This window comes from Streptacidiphilus sp. P02-A3a, from assembly GCF_014084105.1.
Taxonomy (GTDB): domain Bacteria; phylum Actinomycetota; class Actinomycetes; order Streptomycetales; family Streptomycetaceae; genus Streptacidiphilus.
In genome coordinates this window covers 7481661-7502361 of the sequence record NZ_CP048289.1, presented here as the reverse complement: position 1 = coordinate 7502361, position 20701 = coordinate 7481661, and the positions used below count along the sequence as shown (strand labels likewise).

The 20701-nt window shown below is 71.7% G+C and carries 20 protein-coding genes and 1 pseudogene; 15 read left to right on the top strand and 6 right to left on the bottom strand.

Going from position 1 to position 20701, the window contains the following annotated elements; genetic code table 11:
* Positions 1-42: 42 nt before the first annotated feature.
* From GXP74_RS41175 to GXP74_RS31490, 3 genes are all read left to right on the top strand, one after another.
* Positions 43-726 carry a response regulator gene (locus tag GXP74_RS41175; RefSeq protein WP_225448333.1) on the top strand — a complete coding sequence of 228 codons (684 nt, stop codon included), beginning with the start codon at positions 43-45 and terminating at the stop codon, positions 724-726.
* Between the two features lie 75 nt (positions 727-801).
* Complete coding sequence (locus tag GXP74_RS31495; RefSeq protein WP_182454663.1) at positions 802-1197, top strand: OB-fold nucleic acid binding domain-containing protein; 396 nt, start codon at positions 802-804, stop codon at positions 1195-1197.
* 6 nt (positions 1198-1203) lie between these two features.
* The gene (locus GXP74_RS31490) at positions 1204-1974 is read left to right on the top strand and encodes a DUF3159 domain-containing protein (protein ID WP_225448332.1); all 771 of its coding nucleotides are present in this window, start codon (positions 1204-1206) and stop codon (positions 1972-1974) included.
* 93 nt (positions 1975-2067) lie between these two features.
* On the opposite strand, the gene GXP74_RS31485 is transcribed toward GXP74_RS31490, so the two are convergent.
* Positions 2068-2733, bottom strand: coding sequence for a TrkA family potassium uptake protein (locus tag GXP74_RS31485; protein ID WP_182454662.1), 666 nt, complete (start codon positions 2731-2733; stop codon positions 2068-2070).
* Positions 2733-3395, bottom strand: coding sequence for a TrkA family potassium uptake protein (locus GXP74_RS31480; RefSeq protein ID WP_182454661.1), 663 nt, complete (start codon positions 3393-3395; stop codon positions 2733-2735). The genes GXP74_RS31485 and GXP74_RS31480 overlap by 1 nt, the downstream gene beginning before the upstream one ends.
* 392 nt (positions 3396-3787) lie before the next feature.
* On the opposite strand from GXP74_RS31480, the gene GXP74_RS31475 reads away from it, so the two are divergent.
* The 8 genes and pseudogenes from GXP74_RS31475 to GXP74_RS31440 all read left to right on the top strand — a co-directional run bounded on the left by GXP74_RS31475 (position 3788) and on the right by GXP74_RS31440 (position 11510).
* A complete protein-coding gene (locus GXP74_RS31475) occupies positions 3788-5899 on the top strand; it encodes an APC family permease (protein ID WP_182454660.1) in 2112 nt (703 codons plus the stop codon).
* Entirely contained in the window at positions 5896-7254 is a 1359-nt protein-coding gene (locus GXP74_RS31470; protein WP_225448331.1) for a class I SAM-dependent RNA methyltransferase, read from the top strand. The genes GXP74_RS31475 and GXP74_RS31470 overlap by 4 nt, the downstream gene beginning before the upstream one ends.
* Before the next feature lie 157 nt (positions 7255-7411).
* The gene (locus tag GXP74_RS31465) at positions 7412-7645 is read left to right on the top strand and encodes a toxin-antitoxin system HicB family antitoxin (RefSeq protein ID WP_182454659.1); all 234 of its coding nucleotides are present in this window, start codon (positions 7412-7414) and stop codon (positions 7643-7645) included.
* Positions 7642-8004, top strand: a pseudogene (locus GXP74_RS31460) (fic family toxin-antitoxin system, toxin component); the annotation flags it as partial. The gene GXP74_RS31465 and the pseudogene GXP74_RS31460, both read left to right, overlap by 4 nt.
* 235 nt (positions 8005-8239) lie before the next feature.
* Positions 8240-9082, top strand: a complete 843-nt coding sequence (locus tag GXP74_RS31455; RefSeq protein ID WP_182454658.1) for a putative RNA methyltransferase — start codon at positions 8240-8242, stop codon at positions 9080-9082.
* Positions 9083-9179: 97 nt separating this feature from the next.
* Positions 9180-10373 (top strand): AAA family ATPase, encoded by a 1194-nt coding sequence (locus GXP74_RS31450; protein ID WP_182454657.1) that lies wholly within the window; start codon positions 9180-9182, stop codon positions 10371-10373.
* 38 nt (positions 10374-10411) lie between these two features.
* Positions 10412-10780, top strand: coding sequence for a nucleotide pyrophosphohydrolase (locus GXP74_RS31445; RefSeq protein ID WP_182454656.1), 369 nt, complete (start codon positions 10412-10414; stop codon positions 10778-10780).
* A gap of 172 nt (positions 10781-10952) precedes the next feature.
* Positions 10953-11510, top strand: a complete 558-nt coding sequence (locus tag GXP74_RS31440; protein WP_182454655.1) for a DUF6099 family protein — start codon at positions 10953-10955, stop codon at positions 11508-11510.
* A 47-nt stretch (positions 11511-11557) separates the two neighbouring features.
* Here the strand turns inward: GXP74_RS31440 and GXP74_RS31435 are convergent, their stop codons facing one another.
* Positions 11558-11806, bottom strand: a complete 249-nt coding sequence (locus GXP74_RS31435; RefSeq protein WP_182456990.1) for a hypothetical protein — start codon at positions 11804-11806, stop codon at positions 11558-11560.
* A 172-nt stretch (positions 11807-11978) separates the two neighbouring features.
* Complete coding sequence (gene dapD, locus GXP74_RS31430) at positions 11979-12995, bottom strand: 2,3,4,5-tetrahydropyridine-2,6-dicarboxylate N-succinyltransferase (RefSeq protein WP_225448330.1); 1017 nt, start codon at positions 12993-12995, stop codon at positions 11979-11981.
* A 140-nt stretch (positions 12996-13135) separates the two neighbouring features.
* On the opposite strand from dapD, the gene GXP74_RS31425 reads away from it, so the two are divergent.
* A complete protein-coding gene (locus tag GXP74_RS31425) occupies positions 13136-13696 on the top strand; it encodes a cysteine hydrolase family protein (RefSeq protein ID WP_182454654.1) in 561 nt (186 codons plus the stop codon).
* Positions 13697-13703: 7 nt separating this feature from the next.
* Positions 13704-14609: a GlxA family transcriptional regulator gene (locus GXP74_RS31420; RefSeq protein ID WP_182454653.1), complete on the top strand. Its 906-nt coding sequence runs from the start codon at positions 13704-13706 to the stop codon at positions 14607-14609.
* An 86-nt stretch (positions 14610-14695) separates the two neighbouring features.
* On the opposite strand, the gene GXP74_RS31415 is transcribed toward GXP74_RS31420, so the two are convergent.
* Positions 14696-15793, bottom strand: coding sequence for a chemotaxis protein (locus GXP74_RS31415; protein WP_182454652.1), 1098 nt, complete (start codon positions 15791-15793; stop codon positions 14696-14698).
* A 198-nt stretch (positions 15794-15991) separates the two neighbouring features.
* Between GXP74_RS31415 and argF the strand changes: the two genes are divergently transcribed.
* The gene (argF, locus tag GXP74_RS31410) at positions 15992-16993 is read left to right on the top strand and encodes an ornithine carbamoyltransferase (protein WP_182454651.1); all 1002 of its coding nucleotides are present in this window, start codon (positions 15992-15994) and stop codon (positions 16991-16993) included.
* On the opposite strand, the gene GXP74_RS31405 is transcribed toward argF, so the two are convergent.
* Complete coding sequence (locus tag GXP74_RS31405; RefSeq protein ID WP_182454650.1) at positions 16977-17630, bottom strand: GNAT family N-acetyltransferase; 654 nt, start codon at positions 17628-17630, stop codon at positions 16977-16979. The genes argF and GXP74_RS31405 overlap by 17 nt on opposite strands.
* A gap of 297 nt (positions 17631-17927) precedes the next feature.
* Between GXP74_RS31405 and acnA the strand changes: the two genes are divergently transcribed.
* The gene (gene acnA / locus GXP74_RS31400) at positions 17928-20636 is read left to right on the top strand and encodes an aconitate hydratase AcnA (protein WP_182454649.1); all 2709 of its coding nucleotides are present in this window, start codon (positions 17928-17930) and stop codon (positions 20634-20636) included.
* Positions 20637-20701 lie beyond the last annotated feature (65 nt).

Below are 20701 nucleotides of genomic sequence, written 5' to 3'. Positions count from 1 at the left end.
CACTGAGCCCCCGATCCGCAGAGAACTGAAGCGAGGCAACGCATGACCCGGGTCCTGGTAGTGGACGACGAGCCGCAGATCGTCCGAGCCCTGGTGATCAACCTTCGGGCGCGCTCCTACGAGGTGGACGCCGCCCACGACGGCGCCTCGGCGCTGGAGCTGGCGGCGGCCCGCCACCCCGACGTGGTGCTGCTCGACCTCGGCCTGCCCGACATGGACGGCACCGACGTGATCAAGGGCCTGCGCGGCTGGACCAAGGTCCCGATCATCGTGCTGTCCGCCCGGCACGCCTCGGACGAGAAGGTCGAGGCGCTGGACGCCGGGGCGGACGACTACGTCACCAAGCCGTTCGGCATGGACGAGCTGCTGGCCCGGCTGCGGGCGGCGGTCCGCCGCGCCGACCCGGTCGGCGCGGAGACCGGTGAGGCGGTGGTCACCACCGCCTCGTTCTCGGTGGACCTGGTCGCCAAGCGGGTCACCCGGGGCGACTCCGACATCCGGCTCACCCCGACCGAGTGGCACCTGCTGGAGATCCTGGTGCGCAACGCCGGTCGGCTGGTCAGCCAGAAGCAGCTGCTCAAGGAGGTCTGGGGGCCCGCCTACGGCACCGAGACCAACTACCTGCGGGTCTACCTGGCCCAACTGCGGCGCAAGCTGGAGATCGACCCGGCGCACCCGCGGCACTTCATCACCGAACCGGGCATGGGCTACCGATTCGAACAGTAGGGGCCCGGGCGGAGCCGCGAACGAGCAGGTAGGAGCGGGTAGGAGCGGGGGCCCCGGACCGGTACCCTCGGTGGCATGAGTGACATCCGCAGCGACCGGCAGCAGGGGCGCCTGCGTCGCATGTTCAGCCGTCTCGCCGCCAGCAGCGAGGACCTGCACGCCGAGGAGCTTCGGCAGGGCGTCGAGGAGACCGGCTGCACGCCGATAGCCTCCTGCCAGGACCGGCAGGAGGTCAGCGTGAGCGGGACCCTGCGCGCCGTGACGCTGCGCCCCCGCGCGGGGGTCCCCGCGCTGGAGGCGGAGCTGTTCGACGGTACCGACTCGCTGGACGTGGTCTGGCTGGGCCGCCGTTCCATCGCCGGTATCGAGCCCGGCCGCCGCCTGGTGGCCCACGGCCGGATCAGTCATCAGCGGGGTCGCCGGGTGCTGTTCAACCCCCGTTACGAGCTACGCCCCGTCGGATCGGAGTAGGCGCGCGTGAGCAGTGGCAGCAAGCACGGGGGCGGATCCGCGGCCCAGCCGGGGAGCGACAAGCCCCAGGTGGACACGTCGCTGATCGACGCCTTCGGCGGGGTCCGCGGCATGGTCGACATGACCGTGCCCGGCTTCGTCTTCGTCGTGGTCTTCACCGTCACCAAGGGCCTTGAGGTCTCGTCCTACTCCGCCTTCGGCGTCACCCTGCTGCTGGCGCTGGTCCGGGTGTTCCGCCGGGAGACGCTGAAGCACGCCTTCGGTGGCGTGCTGGGCGTCGGCATCAGCGCCTACATCGCGATGAAGTCGGGCAAGGCGCAGGACTTCTACCTGCCGTCGATGATCTACGGGGTGGCGCTGGGCGTCGCCTACGCGATCTCCGCGGTGGTGCGCTGGCCGCTGCTCGGGGTGTTCCTCGGGCCGGTCCTCGGCGAGAACATGACCTGGCGCACCCAGAACCCGGGCCGGCTGGCCGCCTACACCAAGGCGACCTGGGTGTGGGTGGCGCTGTTCGCGCTGCGGGCGGCGATCCTCTTCCCGCTGTACTGGGCGGGCAACGTGACCTGGCTGGGGGTCGCCAAGATCGGCCTCGGCGTGCCGCCGTGGCTGGTGGCGATCTACCTGTCCTGGCTGATCCTGTCCAAGGCCCCGCCGCCGATCAAGGTGGCGGCCCAGGAGGAGGAACAGCCGGAGGACTCCGAGCCGGGCGGCGATGAGCCGTCCGGGCTCGCCGACGAGGCGCGGCTCCAGTACCAGCCGGACCCCGATCGCGGCTGACCGCCACCGGGGCGACCCGGGGCCGAGGAGTGGGAACGGGAGCGGGGCCGGTGACGGTGTCACCGGCCCCGCTCCCGTGGTACCACCCGCAGGTCAGACCTTCTCGCCCGCCAGCAGGGACTCCAGCTCGGCCTCGCGCTCGGCGGTGGCCACGAACAGCAGCTCGTCGCCGCCCTCCAGGGTGTCGCTGCCGCTCGGCACCAGCACCCGGCCCTCGCGGATGATCGTCACCAGCGCGGTGTCCTCGGGCCACTCGACGCCGCTGACCCGGGTGCCGACCACGCTGGCGTCCGCCGAAAGGGTGAACTCCACCAGGTTGGCGTCGCCCTGGCTGAAGCGCATCAGCCGGACCAGGTCGCCGACGCTCACGGCCTCCTCGACCAGCGCCGACATCAGGCGCGGCGTGGACACCGCCACGTCCACCCCCCAGGCCTCGTTGAAGAGCCACTCGTTCTTCGGGTTGTTCACCCGGGCGACCACCCGCGGCACGCCGTACTCGGTCTTCGCCAGCAGCGAGACGACCAGGTTGACCTTGTCGTCCCCGGTCGCGGCGATGACGACGTTGCAGCGCTGAAGCGCCGCCTCGTCCAGCGCGGTGATCTCGCAGGCGTCAGCCAGCAGCCACTCGGCCGTCGGCACCCGCTCCACCGAGATGGACTTGGGGTTCTTGTCCACGAGCAGGACCTCGTGGCCGTTTTCCAGCAGCTCGCCTGCGATGGATCGTCCCACCGCACCGGCTCCGGCAATGGCTACCCGCATCAGTGCTCCTCCGGGCCCTTCGCGAAGACGGCCTCGACGGCCTTCAGATCGGCGGTACGCATCATCATGTGCACCACGTCGCTCTCCTGCAGCACCATCTCCGGGGTGGGGAGGGTGCCGACACCGAGCCGGGTGACGAAGGCCACGCGGACCTCGGCGGCCGTCTCCAGCTTGGACAGCCGGTGGCCGATCCAGCCGCCGGCCACCGGGACCTCGGCCAGCTGGACGGCGCCGCTCGGGTCCTGCCAGTTCGGCTCGGCCTCGCTCGGCAGCAGCCGCCGCATCATCTGGTCGGCGGTCCAGCGGACCGTGGCGACCGTGGGGATGCCCAGGCGCTGGTAGACCTCCGCGCGGCGGGGGTCGTAGATCCGGGCCGCGACGTTCTCGACGCCGAAGGTCTCCCGGGCCACCCGAGCGGCGATGATGTTGGAGTTGTCGCCGCTGCTCACCGCAGCGAAGGCGTCGGCCTCCTCGATCCCCGCTTCGCGCAGCGTGTCCTGGTCGAAACCGACCCCAGTGACCCGCTTGCCGACGAAGCCCGAACCGAGACGGCGGAATGCCGTGGGGTCCTGGTCGACGACTGCGACCGAGTGACCCTGCTTCTCGAGGGTGCGTGCGAGGGCGGAACCCACGCGCCCGCAACCCATGATGACGATGTGCACGACCGTCCTTCCGGTGTGGTGTCTCGGCTCGATCTTGGCACCGTCTCAGCGGGTGCCCGCACCAGGGTCGCACCCCCGCCCGGGAATGGCACAACCGCACCACCTGGGCAAGTCGGGGCGTATGTACCCAGGAAGCCCGGCAGGGCTTCGGGCGATCCACCTCCGCTGGTGTTCCCGCGTGCAGAAATTCACAAGCGACGGTTGCCAATCCGTAACGGAGTCGAGACCGAGAGAGATGCGTTGCATGGCCAAGAACCCCTTCTGACCTGCGAATCGTAGGTAATCGACGGGTCTCGCAGATCAAGCTGAACCCTTACCCCTTCCAGGGTCGCAGGGATGCAGAAGGGAGGGCCATCAAGAAGCCGTTAAGATCTGGGCCTACCATCCTCAGCGTGTCCAAACTCACCGGCTTGCCCAAGCGCATCCTGATCGGTCGCGCACTTCAGAACGACAGACTCGGCGAAACGCTGCTCCCCAAGCGGATCGCGCTGCCCGTCTTCGCCTCCGACGCGCTCTCCTCCGTCGCCTACGCGCCGGAGCAGATCTTCCTGTCCCTGTCCGTGGCCGGGATCGCCACCATCCACTTCTCCTGGTGGGTGGGCGGGGTGGTGGCCCTGGTCATGCTCGTGGTCGTCGCCTCGTACCGGCAGAACGTCCACGCGTACCCGAGCGGCGGCGGTGACTACGAGGTGGCGACGGTCAACCTCGGCGCCAACGCCGGGCTCACCGTCGCGGCGGCGCTGATGGTCGACTACGTGCTGACCGTCGCCGTGTCCACCACCTCCGGTGTCGCCAACCTGGTCTCGGCGGTGCCGTCGCTGCACGGGCACGAGGTGGCCATCTCGGTCACCCTGGTCATCCTGCTGATGGGGATGAATCTGCGCGGGGTGCGCGAATCCGGCACCGCCTTCGCCATCCCGACCTACGGCTTCATGATCGGAATCCTCGGGCTCGCGGCCTACGCGGCGATCCGCAAGTTCTTCTTCGGTACCCAGATGCATGCCGTCAGCGCCGGCTTCCACCTGGTCGCGGCCCCTGGACACAGCAACGTCGCGGGCCTGGCCATGGTGTTCCTGCTGCTGAAGACCTTCTCCTCGGGCTGCGCCGCGCTCACCGGTGTCGAGGCGATCAGCAACGGCGTCCCGGCCTTCCGCAAGCCGAAGAGCAAGAACGCCGCCACCACGCTGCTGATGATGGCGGTGATGGCGGTGGTCATGATGATCAGCATCATCTGGATGGGCAACCTCACCGGCCTGCACATGGCCGGCAGCAACAGCCAGCTGGTCGGCGCCCCGGCCGGGTACCAGCAGAAGACCGCGCTGGCGCAGATCAGCCAGGCCGTGTTCAGCAACTTCACGCCGGGCTTCTACTTCATCGCCGCGGTCACCGGCCTGATCCTGGTGCTGGCCGCCAACACCGCCTTCAACGGCTTCCCGGTGCTCGGCTCGATCCTCGCCCAGGACCGCTACCTGCCCCGGCAGCTGCACACCCGCGGCGACCGGCTGGCGTTCTCCAACGGCATCATCGCGCTGGCGGCCGTGGCCGTGGTCTTCATCATCGGCTACGGGGCCAACCCGGACCGGCTGATCCAGCTGTACATCATCGGCGTCTTCGTCTCCTTCAACATGAGCCAGACCGGCATGATCCGGCACTGGACCCGGCTGCTGAAGACCGAGACCGACCCCGCGGTCCGCCGCCGGATGATGCGCAGCCGGGTGATCAACAGCGTCGGCCTGAGCTGCACCGCCTGCGTCCTGGTGGTCGTCCTGAGCACCAAGTTCATGGAGGGCGCCTGGATGTCCTGCCTGCTGATGGTGGTGTTCTTCATCCTGATGAAGGCCATCCGCAAGCACTACGACCGGGTCTCCACCGAGCTGTCGGCGGCCGAGGAGGCCCCGGACGAGTCGGTGCTGCCGTCGCGGGTGCACTCGGTGGTGCTGGTCTCCAAGCTGCACAAGCCGACGCTCAGGGCGCTCGCCTACGCCCAGATCAGCCGGTCCGCGAAGACCTCCACGCTGGAGGCGCTGACGGTCAACGTCGACCCGGCGGACACCGCCGTGCTGCGCCAGGACTGGGAGCGGCGGGGCATCGAGATCCCGCTCAAGGTGCTCGACTCGCCCTACCGCGAGGTCACCCGCCCGGTGGTGGAGTACGTCCGCAACCTGCGCCGGACCAGCCCCCGCGACGTGGTCACCGTCTTCATCCCCGAGTACGTCGTCGGGCACTGGTACGAGCACCTGCTGCACAACCAGAGCGCACTCCGGCTCAAGGGAAGACTGCTGTTCACGCCTGGGGTGATGGTGGTCTCGGTACCCTGGCAGCTGGAATCCTCCGAGCGGCGGCGCAAGCCGGTGGAGTGGACCGCCCCCGGGCAGGTCCGCCGGGGGGACCTGCACCGGGTGCAGAACCGCGACCTGCACCGCCCGGCCAAGGCCGCGGCAAGCCAGAGCAAGCAGAGCGATCAGAGCAGCAGCGATCAGAGCAGCAAGGAAAGCATCGAGTGACGAACCGACGTCCCATCCCCGCCACCGCCAACGACCCGGAAGCCGCGGAGTCCCTTGTCGGGCAGCGGTACGAGGTGGAGGTGGGACCGGTCGCCCACGGCGGCCACTGCGTGGCCCGGCACGAGGGCCGGGTGCTGTTCGTGCGGCACGCGCTCCCCGGTGAGCGCGTGGTCGCCGAGGTCACCGACGGCACGGTCAGTTCGCGCTTCCTGCGGGCGGACGCGGTCGAGGTGCTGACCGCGTCCAAGGACCGGGTCCAGCCGCCGTGCGCCTTCGCCGGGCCCGGCCGCTGCGGCGGCTGCGACTGGCAGCACGCCACCCCGGGCGCGCAGCGCAAGCTCAAGGCCCAGGTGATCACCGAGCAGCTGCGGCAGCTGGCCGGGCTCAGCCCGGCCGAGGCCGGCTGGGACGGCAGCGTCGAGCCGGTCGGCGGCAAGCTCCCGGCGGGCACCGTCCCGCGCTGGCGTACCCGGGTGCAGTACGCCGTCGACCCGGCGACCGGGCGGGCCGGGCTGCGCCGCCACCGCTCGCACGACGTCGAGCCGATCGACGACTGCCTGATCGCCGCGCCCGGCGTGGCCGAGCTGGGCGTGGAGACCCGGAACTGGGACGGCATGGAGACGGTCGAGGCGATCTCCGCCACCGGCTCCTCCGACCGCCAGGTGATCCTCACCCCGCGTGAGGGCGCGCGGCTGCCGATCGTGGATCTGGACCGGCCGGTGTCGGTGACGCGGATCGACGGCCACGGAGGCCCGCACCGGGTGCACGGGCGCTCCTTCGTCCGCGAGCGCGCCGCCGGGCGCACCTGGCGGGTCGGTGACGGCGGCTTCTGGCAGATCCACCCGGAGGCCCCCGACCTGCTGGTCTCGGCCGTACTCGAAGGACTGGACCCGCAGGAGGGCGAGAACGCGCTCGACCTGTACTGCGGGGTCGGCCTGTTCGCCGGGGCGCTGGCCGACCAGCTGGGGGAGACCGGCGCGGTGCTCGGCATCGAGTCGTCCAAGCAGTCGGTCGCCGACGCCCGGCACAACCTGGGCGACCTGATCGGCGAGAAGCGGGTCCGGATCGAGTGCGACAAGGTCGAGCGGCTGCTGCCGCGCACCGGCATCACCGAGACCGACCTGGTGGTGCTCGACCCGCCGCGCTCCGGCGCGGGCCGTGACACCGTCCGGCACCTGGCGGGGCTGGGGCCGCGCGCCATCGCCTACGTGGCCTGCGATCCGGCGGCGCTGGCCCGGGACCTGGGCTTCTTCGCGGCGTCCGGCTACCGGCCGACCAGCCTGCGGGCCTTCGACCTGTTCCCGATGACCCAGCACGTGGAGTGCGTGGCGATCCTGGAGCCGGTGGCCGGCTGACCGCCTTTCGACCGGTAGGGCCCCGGGGTGCACGGGGGAGCGCACGAGTTGCGCGCCCGCGCCCCGGGGCCTTTTAACGCGCCCCCGAGCGGGTATCCCCTCAAAGTCCGGCCGGTGCGGGCCTTGCATGCTAGCGGAATCGCGCTAGCTTGAAGGTATGACTAAGAAGCAGCTGAACGTCCGGGTGGACGCCACCACTGCGGAGATCGCCCGGGCCAGGGCCGAACAGGAGGGGATCAGCATGAACCAGTACATCGAGAAGCTGGTCCAACAGGACATGGGCGAGGTCGGGCGCACCTTCGTGGACGCGGCAGCGCAGTTCATGAAGGAGTACGAGTCGGCGTTCCTGGCCGAGTTCGGCGAGCACGAGGGGACGGGCCAGCGCCGTTGAACATCGAGATCGACCTGTCCTGGCTGCTGATGGTGGCCGAGCAGTACACCCCCGGCGACCCCCGGGTCACCGACTACGGCTCGCTGGTCGCGGCCGTGACCCGGCACCAGGCGGAGATCTTCGACGTCCTGGTCTACCCCGAGCCCGAGGACCGGGCGGCGGCGCTGATGCACCAGCTGATCCGGGTGCCCGCGCTGGAGCGCAACAACGAGCTGTTCGCCACCGCCGTCGCCTTCGCCTACCTGGTGTCCGGCGGCGCGAGCGTGGCCACCACCACCCGCGAGATGCGCAGCCTGGCGCGCGGCGTGCGGGAGGGGCGGCTGGGCGTCGAGGCCACCGCCGAACGCCTCGCGGGCTGGATCGTCGACCAGCTGCCCGAGGGCGCGGCCGAGGACGGCGAGGACGACGACGATGACGACCGCGAGGACGAGCAGGGCGCCGAGGGGCTGGGCGACCTGGGCGGCATCGACGGCGTCGGCGGTGTCGGCGGTGTCGACGAGCAGGACGACTCGGGGGAGCCGGGGGACGCGCCGTAACCTGGGGGCTGTCCCGGGCCGCTGCTGACGGCCGCTGAACAGCTGAGGAACGGTGCACGTGCTGCCAGACATCGTGGAGTACCTGGTCTGCCCCCACTGCGGGCAGCCACTGGCGCTCACCGACGGCGGCGGCCCGCTGCACTGCCCGGACCGCCACACCTTCGACGTCGCCCGGCAGGGCTACGCCAACCTGCTGCCCGGCGGCGCCCACACCGGTACCGGCGACACCGCCGCCATGGTCGCCGCGCGCGAGGCGTTCCTGGGCGCGGGCCACTACGCCCCGATCGCGGCAGCGCTGGCGCGGGCCGTGCCGGACGCCGCCGAGACCGTGGTGGACCTGGGCGCGGGCACCGGCTACTACCTCGCCGCCGTGCTGGACGCCCGGCCGCGGGCCCAGGGCCTGGCCCTGGACATCTCCAAGTTCGCGCTGCGCCGCGCCGCCCGCGCGCACCCCCGTACCGGAGCCGTGGTCTGCGACGCCTGGCGTCCGCTGCCGCTGCGCGACGCGGCGGCGTCGGTGGTCCTGAACGTCTTCGCGCCGCGCAACGGGCCGGAGATCCGCCGGGTACTGCGACCCGGCGGCACGCTGCTGGTGGTCTCCCCGACCAGCCGCCACCTCGCGGAGCTGGTCGGCGCGTTGGGACTGCTCGCGGTGGACGCCCGGAAGCAGCAGCGGCTGGCGGCGGCGCTCGGCCCGCATCTGGGGTTCCAGGGCGACAGCGAGACCACCTTCCCGATGGAACTCGACCACGCGGCGGTGCGGACCGTGGTGGACATGGGACCGAGCGCCTGGCACACCGACGCCGCCGAGCTCGACCGCCGGATCGCCCGGCTGCCGGACCCGGTGCCGGCCACCGCCTCGGTCACGCTCAGCCGGTTCACCCGCCCCGCCCCGGCCTGACCGGCGTTCACCCGGTGGCGGGCGACCGGCGACCGGCGTTCACCCGTTCGGCGGCCGAGGGCGGTGCCGACGGGTCCGCGCGCAGTAGCGTCCGGGGATGACCGATCAGCCGCAGTCCCGTGCCCCCCGCCGCGCCACCGTGCAGGAGTTGCGGCTCGCCGCGTTCAAGTCGCACCGGGGCACGGTGCTGCCGCTGGCGCCGGTCACCCTGCTGCACGGGGCCGGCGGCACCGGCAAGTCCAACGCCCTGGACGCGCTGGTCGCGCTCTGCGGCCTGGCGGGCGGTGCGGAGTTGGAGCAGGCGCTGGCGGGGGTGCGCGGCGGCCTCGCGGGCTGCGCGCCGCACGGACGCCAGGGCTTCCGGCTCGGCTGCTCGGTCGGCACCCCGCAGGGCACCGTCCGGCTGGAGGTCGCGGTACGGACCGACGGCAGGCCCCGGATCGCGGCCGAGCGGCTGGCCCTCGGTCGGCAACTGCTGCTCTCCACCGGGGAGGAGGCCCGGGGGCGGATCAGCGCCGCCTGGCACAGCGACGGCCGCCAGGGCGACATCCACGCCCCGCTCTCGGCTCGGTCGCTGCTCAGCGCCCAGCTGCCGCTGCGGGTGGCGGGCGCCAACCCGGGCGAGCGGCGGGTACTGGCCGCGGTGGAGCACCTGCTCACCGCGCTGCGCGAGCTGTTCGCGGTGGACCCGGTGCCCGCGCTGATGCGCGGCTGGGTCCCGGTGTCCGACGACGCCCGGCTGCGCGGCTCGGCGGAGAACCTGGCGGCGGTGATCGCCCGGATCCAGGGCGAGTGCCGGATCAGGTTCGGGCGGCTGGTCCAGACGCTGCGCGCGGGGAGCAGCCAGCCGGTGGCCGGGCTCGGCGTGCTGCGGGACGCCTCGGGCGGCGGCGAGCGGGTGATCACCGCGGTGGACGAGGGCGACGGGCACTGGACCTCGGCGGAGCTCCTCGGCGCCGGGACGCTGCGCCGCCTGGCCTTCGCCACCGTGCTGCTGACCGGCCCGGGTGTGCTGCAACTGACGTCGGCGGCCGAAGTACCCGACGCGGAAAGGCTGCTGACCGTGCTCGCCGAGGACCTGGACCAGGAGCTGTGTGCCGGGCTGCTGCCGCTCGCGCAGGAGCTGGTGCCGCGCGGGCACCTGCGGCTGCTGGCCACCGCGCGGACCCCGGCCCGGCTGCCGGGGGTGCTGGAGGTCCGCTGCGAGCGCGACCCGGCCAGCGGCGGCAGCCTGCTGGTCCCGGCACCGGCCGCGGTCGCACCCGGTGCGGCTCCGGCAGCGGTGGGGTAGCGGTCGGGGCGGCTCCGGGCATCGCGGAGAATGACGGCATGAGCGATCACAGTGAGCCCGGGACCGTGCCGGACATCGCCGCCCTGCAGCAGCGGCTGCGCGCGTTCGCCGCCGCCCGGGACTGGGGGCAGTACCACACGCCGAAGAACCTGGCCGCCGCGCTGAGCGTGGAGGCGTCCGAACTGCTGGAGATCTTCCAGTGGTTGACGCCGGAGCAGGCGGCGGCGGTGATGCGGGAGCCGGCGCGGGCGCACCGGGTGGAGGACGAGGTGGCGGACGTCCTCGCCTACCTGCTGCAGTTCTGCATGGCGCTCGACGTCGATCCGCTGGCGGCGCTGGCGGCGAAGATCGAACGCAATGAACTGCGCTTCCCGGTCGGCGGAACCCCGCCACTGGATGCTTCCTGACGGTTCGTCCGGATTTGCCGGGCTTTCCGCTCACCCCTGCGGGTGGCCGGGTTTTCCACAGCCCCGGTTTCGTCCACAGCCTGCCGCTCGGCGCGGAAGTCGGTCGGTGCGGCGTTCCACGCTGGTGTCCTGACGGATCGTCCGTCAGGAACGCCAGTGGGGGAGCCACGCCATGGACGCCCAACGACTCATCAAATCCACCCGCCACGCCCTCACCGAGGTGCGGTCGGTGCCACCGGCCCTGATCGAGGCCTGGCAGGCGTGCACGCTGGTGGAGGCCGTGGCCGCGATCGCCGCCGTCCGGCTCACCGAGCGGGCGCTGACCGAGAGCCGGGGCTGCGGCGCGGTGCAGGTGGCCTCCGCGCTCGCCGAGGCCGCCGGGCACGCGGCCGCCTGCGTCGGGCGTCCGCCGGACGACAGCGGCGGGTCGAGCCGCGCGGAACGGCTCAGCACCATCGGCGACGTCGAGGCCACCGTGACCGAGCTGCGGACGCTGATCCACGAGACGGCCGAGGCCCTGATCGTACTGGCCTGCGGCGCGGGGGAGCAGGAGCTCTACTGGCGCTGCATCGACTCCGTCGACGCGGTGGCCGAGTGCCAGGAACTGGCCACCGAACTGCTCCGAGCCGTCCGCGTCGGCCGCCCCGAGCCGCGCTTGCAGCAGGACCAGGAGCAGGATCAGAGCCTGGCCGCCGAGCCGCAGCCCGCGGACCGCGGTGGCGAGTCATGACGGCGGACCTGTGGGCACCGCCCTGGCAGACCCTGCTCCCGCTGCTGCTACTGCCGCTGCTGCTGCCGCTGGTCCCGCTGCTCGGATCGCGGCTGCTCCCGGCCACCCGGCTGATCGGTGCCGACGCCGGTGCCGACGCCGGTCGGCGGCGAGTCCGGTCCGGTGCGGGGGTCCGCCTGCAGGTCGGCGTCGAGTCGGCCCAGGTCGGCGTCCAGGGCGGCGAGCAGCCGCTCCATCTGGGCCAACAGGCTCTGCGGGGGCGTGGAGCCCTCGGGTACGGCGGTTGCCTCGGACATCTCGGGCGCGCCCCTCCTGGGTGCTGCGGACGGGGTCCGGCGGCGGTGCCGGTCCTGAGGGGAAACGAGTCCGCGATTGGGTCGGTCACCCGGCATCACACCGACGAGGGATCTCTGCCGCCCTGGTGGTCCCCGCGTTGACGCGTGCCGGGACCACCAGTCGGCGAACCTCTCAGTTGTGCGCGTGCAGGGCCGTGTTCAGGCCGCCCCAGGAGCCGCTGCGGGGAATGACCTCGACCGCGCCGTTCTGCGAGTTGCGGCGGAGCAGCAGGTTGGGCTCGCCGCTCAGCTCGACCGCCTTGACGATCTTGCCGTCCGGCAGGGTCACCCGGGTACCCGCCGTCACGTACAGCCCGGCCTCCACCACGCAGTCGTTGCCCAGCGAGATGCCGATACCGGCGTTCGCGCCCAGCAGGCAGCGCTCGCCGACCGAGACGACCTGCTTGCCGCCACCGGAGAGGGTGCCCATGATCGAGGAGCCGCCACCGATGTCACTGTTGTCGCCGACCACCACGCCCGCCGAGATCCGGCCCTCCACCATGGAGACGCCCAGCGTTCCCGCGTTGAAGTTGACGAAGCCCTCGTGCATGACGGTGGTCCCGGCGGCCAGGTGCGCGCCCAGGCGTACCCGGTCGGCGTGGGCGATACGCACGCCGCTCGGGACGACGTAGTCGGTCATCCGGGGGAACTTGTCGACGCCGAACACCGCGAGCTGGCCGCCCTCGGCGCGGACCGCCAGCCGGGCGGCGTTGACGTTGTCCACCGGTACCGGGCCGATGCTGGTCCAGGCCACGTTGGCGAGCAGCCCGAACAGGCCGTCCAGGTTCTGCCCGTGCGGCTGGACCAGCCGGTGGCTCAGCAGGTGCAGCCGCAGGTAGGCGTCGTGCGCGTCGATCGGCGCCTCGTCCAGCGAGGCGATGGTGGTGCGTACGGCCACGACCTCGACGCCGCGCCGGGGGTCGGTGCGCAGCGCGTCGGCCGCGCCCGCGCCGAGGGCGGCGTCGGCCTCCTCGGCGGTGAGCCGTACGGTGCCGGCGGCGCCGGGGGCCTCGCTGAGGGCGGGGGCGGGGAACCAGGTGTCGAGGACGGTGCCGTCGGCGGCGATGCTGGCCAGACCTGCGGCGACGGCGCCGCGCGCGGCCCGGGAGCCAGCGGCTTGGATGTCAGGGGAAGAGGTCTCGTTGGTCACCCCTGCACGCTAGCCAATCCGCCGGTCCGCTGCCGAACCGTACCGACCTGCGGACCGGCGTATCGGCTGACCGGATCGGTCCGCTGCCGGACCCGATCAAGCCTGCCGACCAGGAGTCGGACCAGGCCAGACTGGGGGTCATGACCCGAGCGCTGATTGTCATCGATGTCCAGGAGTCCTTCCGAGCCCGTCCCGAGTGGGCGGGGATCAATAACCCGAGGATCACCGACCAGGTCAACCGGCTGCTCCGGCTGGCCCGCGACGCCGGGGACACGGTGGTGTGGGTGCTGCACTCCGAGCCCGGCAGCGGAGACGTCTTCGACCCGGCCCTCGGCCAGGTCCGGCTGATGGCGGAACTGGAGCCCGACGACGGCGACCTCCTCATCCACAAGACCTCCCACAACGCCTTCACCACCACCAACCTCCAGCAGGAGCTCACCCTGCGCGGGGTGAGCGAGCTGACGGTCTGCGGCATCCGGACCGAGCAGTGCGTCGAGACCACCACGCGGGTGGGCAGCGACCTCGGCTACACGGTCACCTTCGTCACGGACGCCACCGCCACCGACGCGATCACCCGCGACGGGGTCACCCTCTCCGCCGAGGAGATCACCCGGCGCACCGAGTTCGTGCTCGCCGACCGCTTCGCGACCATCGCCACCGTGGACGAGCTGGAGCGAAGGGCCGCCGAGGAGGCACGATGACGGCACCATGAGTCGCATCCTCTTCCTGCTGGTGCCCGGCGTGCACCTGCTCGACCTCGCCGGGCCGGCGCAGGTCTTCTCCACCGCCGCCGACTTCGGCCACGACTACACCCTGGGCTACGTGGCCGAGGAGCCGGTGGTCCCCAGCGCCCAGGGGGCGCCGCTGCAGGCCGGGACCCAGTGGCCCGAGCTCGGCCCGCAGGACATGGTCCTCGTTCCCGGCTGGCGCGCGTCCAGCCTGGAGCGGGGGCCGCGGCCGGGCCCGGAGGCGCTGGCCCGGCTGCGCGAGCACCACGCCCGGGGCGGCACGGTGGCCAGCGTCTGCGCCGGGGCGGAGGCCCTGGGCCGCGCCGGTCTGCTGGACGGCCGCCGGTGCACCACGCACCACGACTTCCAGGAGGAACTGGCCACCCGCTACCCCCGCGCCGTGGTCGTCCGCGACGCCCTGTTCACCGTCGACGACCGGGTGGTCACCTCCGCCGGGATCGCCAGCGGGATCGATCTGGCGCTGCACCTGGTCTCCGCGCGCCACGGCCCGGCCGCCGCCGCCCGGGTGGCCCGGGACATGGTCGTCTACGCCCGCCGCAACGGCCACGAGCAGCAGCACAGCGCCATGCTCCGGCACCGCTCCCACCTGGACGACACGGTGCACCGGGCGCAGGACACCATCGACGGCGGCTTCACCCAGCGGCTGCCGCTGGCCCGGCTGGCCGAGTCGGCCGGGGTCAGCGAGCGGACGCTGACCCGGCTGTTCACCCGGGCCACCGGGCTGACCCCGCTGCGCTACCAGCAGACGCTGCGGCTGGAGCGCGCGGAGCACCTCATCGCCCACGGCACGACCGTCGAGGCCGCCGCCCGTGCCGTCGGCTTCGAGGACCCGAGGATGCTCCGCCGACTCCGCAGCCGCGGTTGAACCGTACGGCTGACCCGGCGGTTGAGTCGGACATCGGTGCCGGTGCCGGTGCCGGTGTCGGTGCCGGGTGTCAGCGGTGCCGGGTGTCAGTAGCGCAGTACGGCGGCGATCTGACCGGCGTCGGCGAGTTCGCCGTCGGGCACGAAGCGCACCTGGGCGCCCGTGTCCAGGGCCTTCTCCACGATCTCGTCGACGATGTCCTCGCGCGCACCCTGGTCGTCCGGAGCGGCGTGGACCAGGTGCTCGCCGTCGTCGCGGACGGTCACCCGGTAGTTCTCCTCGACGGCCAGCAGCGCCACCCGCCCGGTCCGCACCTTCTGCCACACCTCGTCGATCCCGGCCGCGAACTCCTTGCGGCCCTTGGCCTGGTCCAGCTCGGTCAGCGCGTCGGTGATGTCCTTGCGCGCCTGCTCCTCGACGGCGGGCCGGACGGTCTGCCAGACCGCCTCGGCCGTGCCCTGGGCCAGCCCGCCGTGCGGGACCCGCGCGACGGCGCTCTTCACCGCGGTGCCGACGTCCCCCAGCAGCGACAGCGCCGCGGCCTCGCCGACCAGGTACAGCGGGCGCGGCTCGGCCGCCAGCACGCTGCCCAGCGCGACGTCCACCTCGCGCAGGAACTGCCGGGTCAGCTCGTCGGTGTAGGTGCTCGGCAGGTCGCCGATCCGCTCCTTGCGCTCGGAATCAGGGTCCTCCAGGCTCCGGCTCAGCGGGAAGGTCCCGTTGGTCCGCTCGGTGACGCGTTCCGGGCCGCCGCTCCACAGCCGGGCGTGGTCGGCGGCGACCACCAGTACCCAGTAGGGCCGGGCGGCGGCCTGGGCGGCGACCAGGTTGCGGGTCAGGTAGGTGTCCGAGAGCACGACCCGGGCGTCGGCGCTGCGGCAGAGGGTCCAGACCTGGTGCTCGTCCGGGGCGACGAAGACCGCCAGCGCGTCCTCGACGTGCACCAGGTCGATCTCGGCCAGGGCCGCCTCCAACTGCTCGACCACCTTGATCCGGTCCGCCCGGGAGACGGCCGGGTCGGCCTGCACCCGCTCCTTGGCCTCGGCCACCAGGTTGCGCAGGCGCACCGGGTCCTGGGCGTTGTCCGGTTCGCGGCGGTGGGTCGGCATCAGGATCGACACGGCGGGATAGGGGCGGGGGCGACGCAGCTCGGCGAGGGTGGCGGAGGTGAGTGCGCGGTACATGGAGACCCTTTCCGGAGGTGGTGTGCCTTCCTTGGCTGTTTCCCAGAGCGGCTCGGTATGAATCCGTCATATCGGACAAATGATGACCGCAGGCGGCTCCGGCTGTCGCCGTCGTGGATGGCTGCTCCGCATAAAAATGTTGCTCAATGTATATACTTACCGGGTAAGCGCATCCCTCCGTCACCTCAGGAGCCCGGCATGGCCTTCAATCTGCGGAATCGGCACTTCCTCAAGGAGCTGGACTTCACACCCGAGGAATTCCGCTTCCTGCTCGACCTGTCGGCGCAGCTGAAGGCGGCCAAGTACGCGGGCACCGAGCAGCCCCGGCTGCGCGGCCGGAACATCGCGCTGATCTTCGAGAAGGGGTCGACCCGGACCCGCTGCGCGTTCGAGGTCGCCGCCGCGGACCAGGGCGCGCACACCACCTACCTCGACCCCAGCGGTTCCCACCTGGGCGTGAAGGAGTCGGTCCGGGACAGCGCCCGGGTGCTCGGCCGGATGTTCGACGGTATCGAGTACCGGGGCCACGGCCAGGAGATCGTCGAGGAGCTGGCCGCCCACGCGGGGGTCCCGGTCTGGAACGGCCTGACCGACGAGTGGCACCCCACCCAGATGCTGGCCGACATCCTCACCGTGCGCGAGCACTGCGCCAAGCCGCTGTCCGAGGTCGCCCTGGTCTACCTCGGCGACGCCCGCTACAACATGGGCAACTCGCTACTGGTCACCGGCGCGCTGCTGGGCATGGACATCCGGGTGGTCGCCCCCCGGCAGCTGTGGCCCGAGCCGGAGGTCCAGCAGCGGGCGCGCGAGCTCGCCGCCCGGACCGGCGCGCGGATCACCGTGACCGAGGACATCGCCGCCGGGGTCAAGGGCGCCGACTTCCTCTACACCGACGTCTGGGTGTCCATGGGCGAGCCCAAGGAGGTCTGGGCCGAGCGGATCGAGCTGCTGCTGCCGTACCAGGTGTCGCTGGACACCGTCCGGGCCACCGGCAACCCGGCGGTCAAGTTCCTGCACTGCCTCCCGGCCTTCCACGACCTCGGCACGGAGGTGGCCCGGCAGCTGCACGCCACCACCGGGCTCACCGAGCTTGAGGTCACCGACGAGCTGTTCGAGTCACCGCACTCGATCGTCTTCGACCAGGCCGAGAACCGGCTGCACACCATCAAGGCGGTGATGGTCGCTACGCTGGGTGACTGACCGGCTTCCGGTGCCGGGCCAGTCGCTGCTCAAGCCGCTGCTCCAGTCGCGCCCGGCAGTCCGGCCACTCCGCCGCGACGACCGAGAACATCGCCGAGTCGCGGAGCAGCCCGTCCTCGCCGGGCGCCCAGGACTGGCCCCAGTTGCGCAGCACCCCCTCGAACCGGGCGCCCACGCTCTCGATCGCGGCCCGGGAGCGGCTGTTCCGGGCGTCCGTCTTCAGGTCCACCCGGGACACGCCCCAGGTCTCGAAGGCGTGGCGGAACATCAGGTACTTCGACTCGGTGTTGAAGCCGGTGCCCTGGACCGAGGGGGCGAGCCAGGTGAAGCCGACCTCCACCGCGAACAGCTCCTCCCGGTCCGGCCACAGCCGTGGATCCAGGTAGCCGGTAGCCCCCACCGCCCGCCCGGTCTCCCGCGACACCTGCGCGAACAGCGCGAACCGCCCGGTCGCGACCCTGGCGTGCTGGGCGTCGACGTACTGGCCGACCTCGGCGGCCGTGGGCACCCAGGTGAACCCGTACGAGCTCCGCTCCTCCTCGGCGGCCAGCGCCAGATCCGGCGCGTGCCGGTGGTCCAGCGGCTCCAGCCGCACCAGCGAGCCCTCCAGCACCGGCCCTTCGAGCCTGAATCCCATCAGTTCTCTCCCCTCCCGACGTATCGCCGCCGCGACCGGCGGCCCGGGGGGCAGCCTGCGGCGAAGCCGCCGGTGGCGTCCAGCGAATATCCCTCGTCGACGGCCCGGACCGTCAATGCGTGCCCACGTCGCTCGGGCGGACGGGATGCACTATGGTTATCTCGACGTCAAGATATCCTCGGCACGATCGCGTGGGTATGCGCGGAGAAGACACGCACCTTCTGCAGGCCGCGCGTCCGGAGACTGTGCGCACTGACGCAGAGACTGTGCGCATTGAGAAAGATTAGGGAGACAGTCGTGTCCGCCAACAGCTTCGACGCCCGCAGCTCGCTGCAGGTGGGCGACGAGTCGTACGAGATCTTCAAGCTGGACAAGGTCGAGGGCTCGCAGCGCCTCCCCTACAGCCTGAAGGTGCTTCTGGAGAACCTGCTCCGCACGGAGGACGGCGCGAACATCACCGCCGACCACATCCGCGCGCTGGGCAACTGGGACGCCTCGGCGCAGCCCAACCAGGAGATCCAGTTCACCCCCGCCCGCGTGATCATGCAGGACTTCACCGGCGTCCCTTGCGTGGTGGACCTCGCGACCATGCGTGAGGCCGTCAAGGAGCTGGGCGGCGACCCGGCGAAGATCAACCCGCTGGCCCCGGCCGAGCTGGTCATCGACCACTCGGTCATCGCCGACAAGTTCGGCACCCGGGACTCCTTCACCCAGAACGTCGAGATCGAGTACGGCCGCAACAAGGAGCGCTACCAGTTCCTGCGCTGGGGCCAGACCGCGTTCGACGAGTTCAAGGTCGTCCCGCCGGGCACCGGCATCGTCCACCAGGTCAACATCGAGCACCTGGCCCGCACCGTCATGGTCCGCAACGGCCAGGCGTACCCCGACACCTGCGTCGGCACCGACTCGCACACCACCATGGTCAACGGCCTGGGCGTGCTGGGCTGGGGCGTCGGCGGCATCGAGGCCGAGGCCGCGATGCTCGGCCAGCCGGTCTCCATGCTGATCCCGCGCGTGGTCGGCTTCAAGCTGAACGGCGCGCTGCCGGCCGGTGCCACCGCCACCGACCTGGTGCTCACCATCACCGAGATGCTCCGCAAGCACGGCGTCGTCGGCAAGTTCGTCGAGTTCTACGGCGAGGGCGTCACCTCCGTCCCGCTGGCGAACCGGGCCACCATCGGCAACATGTCCCCGGAGTTCGGCTCCACCTGCGCGATCTTCCCGATCGACGCCGAGACCATCAGCTACCTGAAGCTCACCGGCCGCAGCGACCAGCAGCTCGCGCTGGTCGAGGCGTACGCCAAGGCCCAGGGCCTGTGGCACGACCCGGCCGCCGAGCCGGTGTACTCCGAGTACATCGAGCTGGACCTGGCCTCGGTGGTGCCCTCGATCGCCGGACCGAAGCGCCCGCAGGACCGCGTCGTCCTGGCCGAGGCGGCCGACCGCTTCGAGATCGCCGTGCGCGACTACATCGCGGTGGACGACGAGTCCGGCAAGGAGTCCTTCCCGGCCTCCGACTCCCCGGCGGTCTCCAACGGCATCCACAAGCCGACCCTGGTCACCGCCCCCGACGGCTCGACCTACGAGATCGACCACGGCGCGGTCGTGATCGCCTCGATCACCTCCTGCACCAACACCTCCAACCCCTCGGTGATGCTGGGCGCCGCCCTGCTCGCCAAGAAGGCCGTGGAGAAGGGCCTGCACGCCAAGCCCTGGGTCAAGACCACCCTGGCCCCCGGGTCCAAGGTCGTCATGGACTACTACGAGAAGGCCGGCCTCACTCCCTACATGGAGAAGCTGGGCTTCAACCTGGTCGGCTACGGCTGCGTGACCTGCATCGGCAACTCCGGCCCGCTGCCGGACGAGGTCTCCGCCGCCGTCAACGAGCACGACCTGGCGGCCGTCTCGGTGCTCTCCGGCAACCGCAACTTCGAGGGCCGGATCAACCCCGACGTCAAGATGAACTACCTGGCCTCGCCGCCGCTGGTGGTCGCCTACGCCATCGCGGGCAACATGAACGTCGACATCACCCGCGACGCGCTGGGCACCGACGCCGAGGGCAAGCCGGTCTACCTGGCCGACATCTGGCCGACCGAGCAGGAGATCGCCGAGGTCGTGGCCTCCTCGATCGACCAGGACATGTTCACCAAGGACTACTCGGACGTCTTCGCGGGCGACCAGCGCTGGCAGTCGCTGCCGATCCCGACCGGCAACACCTTCGAGTGGGACGCCGAGTCCACCTACGTCCGCAAGCCCCCCTACTTCGAGGGCATGGCGCACGAGCCGAGCCCGGTCACCGACATCAGCGGCGCCCGGGTGCTGGCCAAGCTGGGCGACTCGGTCACCACCGACCACATCTCCCCGGCCGGCAACATCAAGCCGGGCACCCCGGCCGCGCAGTACCTCACCGAGCACGGCGTGGACAAGCGCGACTTCAACTCGTACGGCTCGCGCCGTGGCAACCACGAGGTGATGATCCGCGGCACCTTCGCCAACATCCGGCTGCGCAACCAGATCGCGCCCGGCACCGAGGGCGGCTACACCCGCGACTTCACCCAGGCCGACGCGCCGGTGGCGTTCATCTACGACGCCGCGCAGAACTACCAGGCGGCGGGCGTGCCGCTGGTGATCCTGGCGGGCAAGGAGTACGGCTCGGGCTCGTCCCGCGACTGGGCGGCCAAGGGCACGGCGCTGCTGGGCGTCAAGGCCGTCGTCGCCGAGTCCTACGAGCGCATCCACCGCTCGAACCTGATCGGCATGGGCGTGCTGCCGCTGCAGTTCCCCGAGGGCGCCGACGCCGACTCGCTCGGCCTGACCGGTGACGAGACCTTCTCGGTCACCGGCGTGACCGCGCTCAACGACGGCGGCATTCCGGAGACCGTGCGGGTGCAGGCCGGCGACGTCTCCTTCGACGCCAAGGTCCGGATCGACACCCCCGGCGAGGCGGACTACTACCGCAACGGCGGCATCCTGCAGTACGTACTGCGCTCGCTGATCGCGAAGTAGGCGACTGGGCGTTCGCGAAGCGGGCGTTCGCAACGCAGACGGTCCGGGCCGGTGGCCGGGTCTCC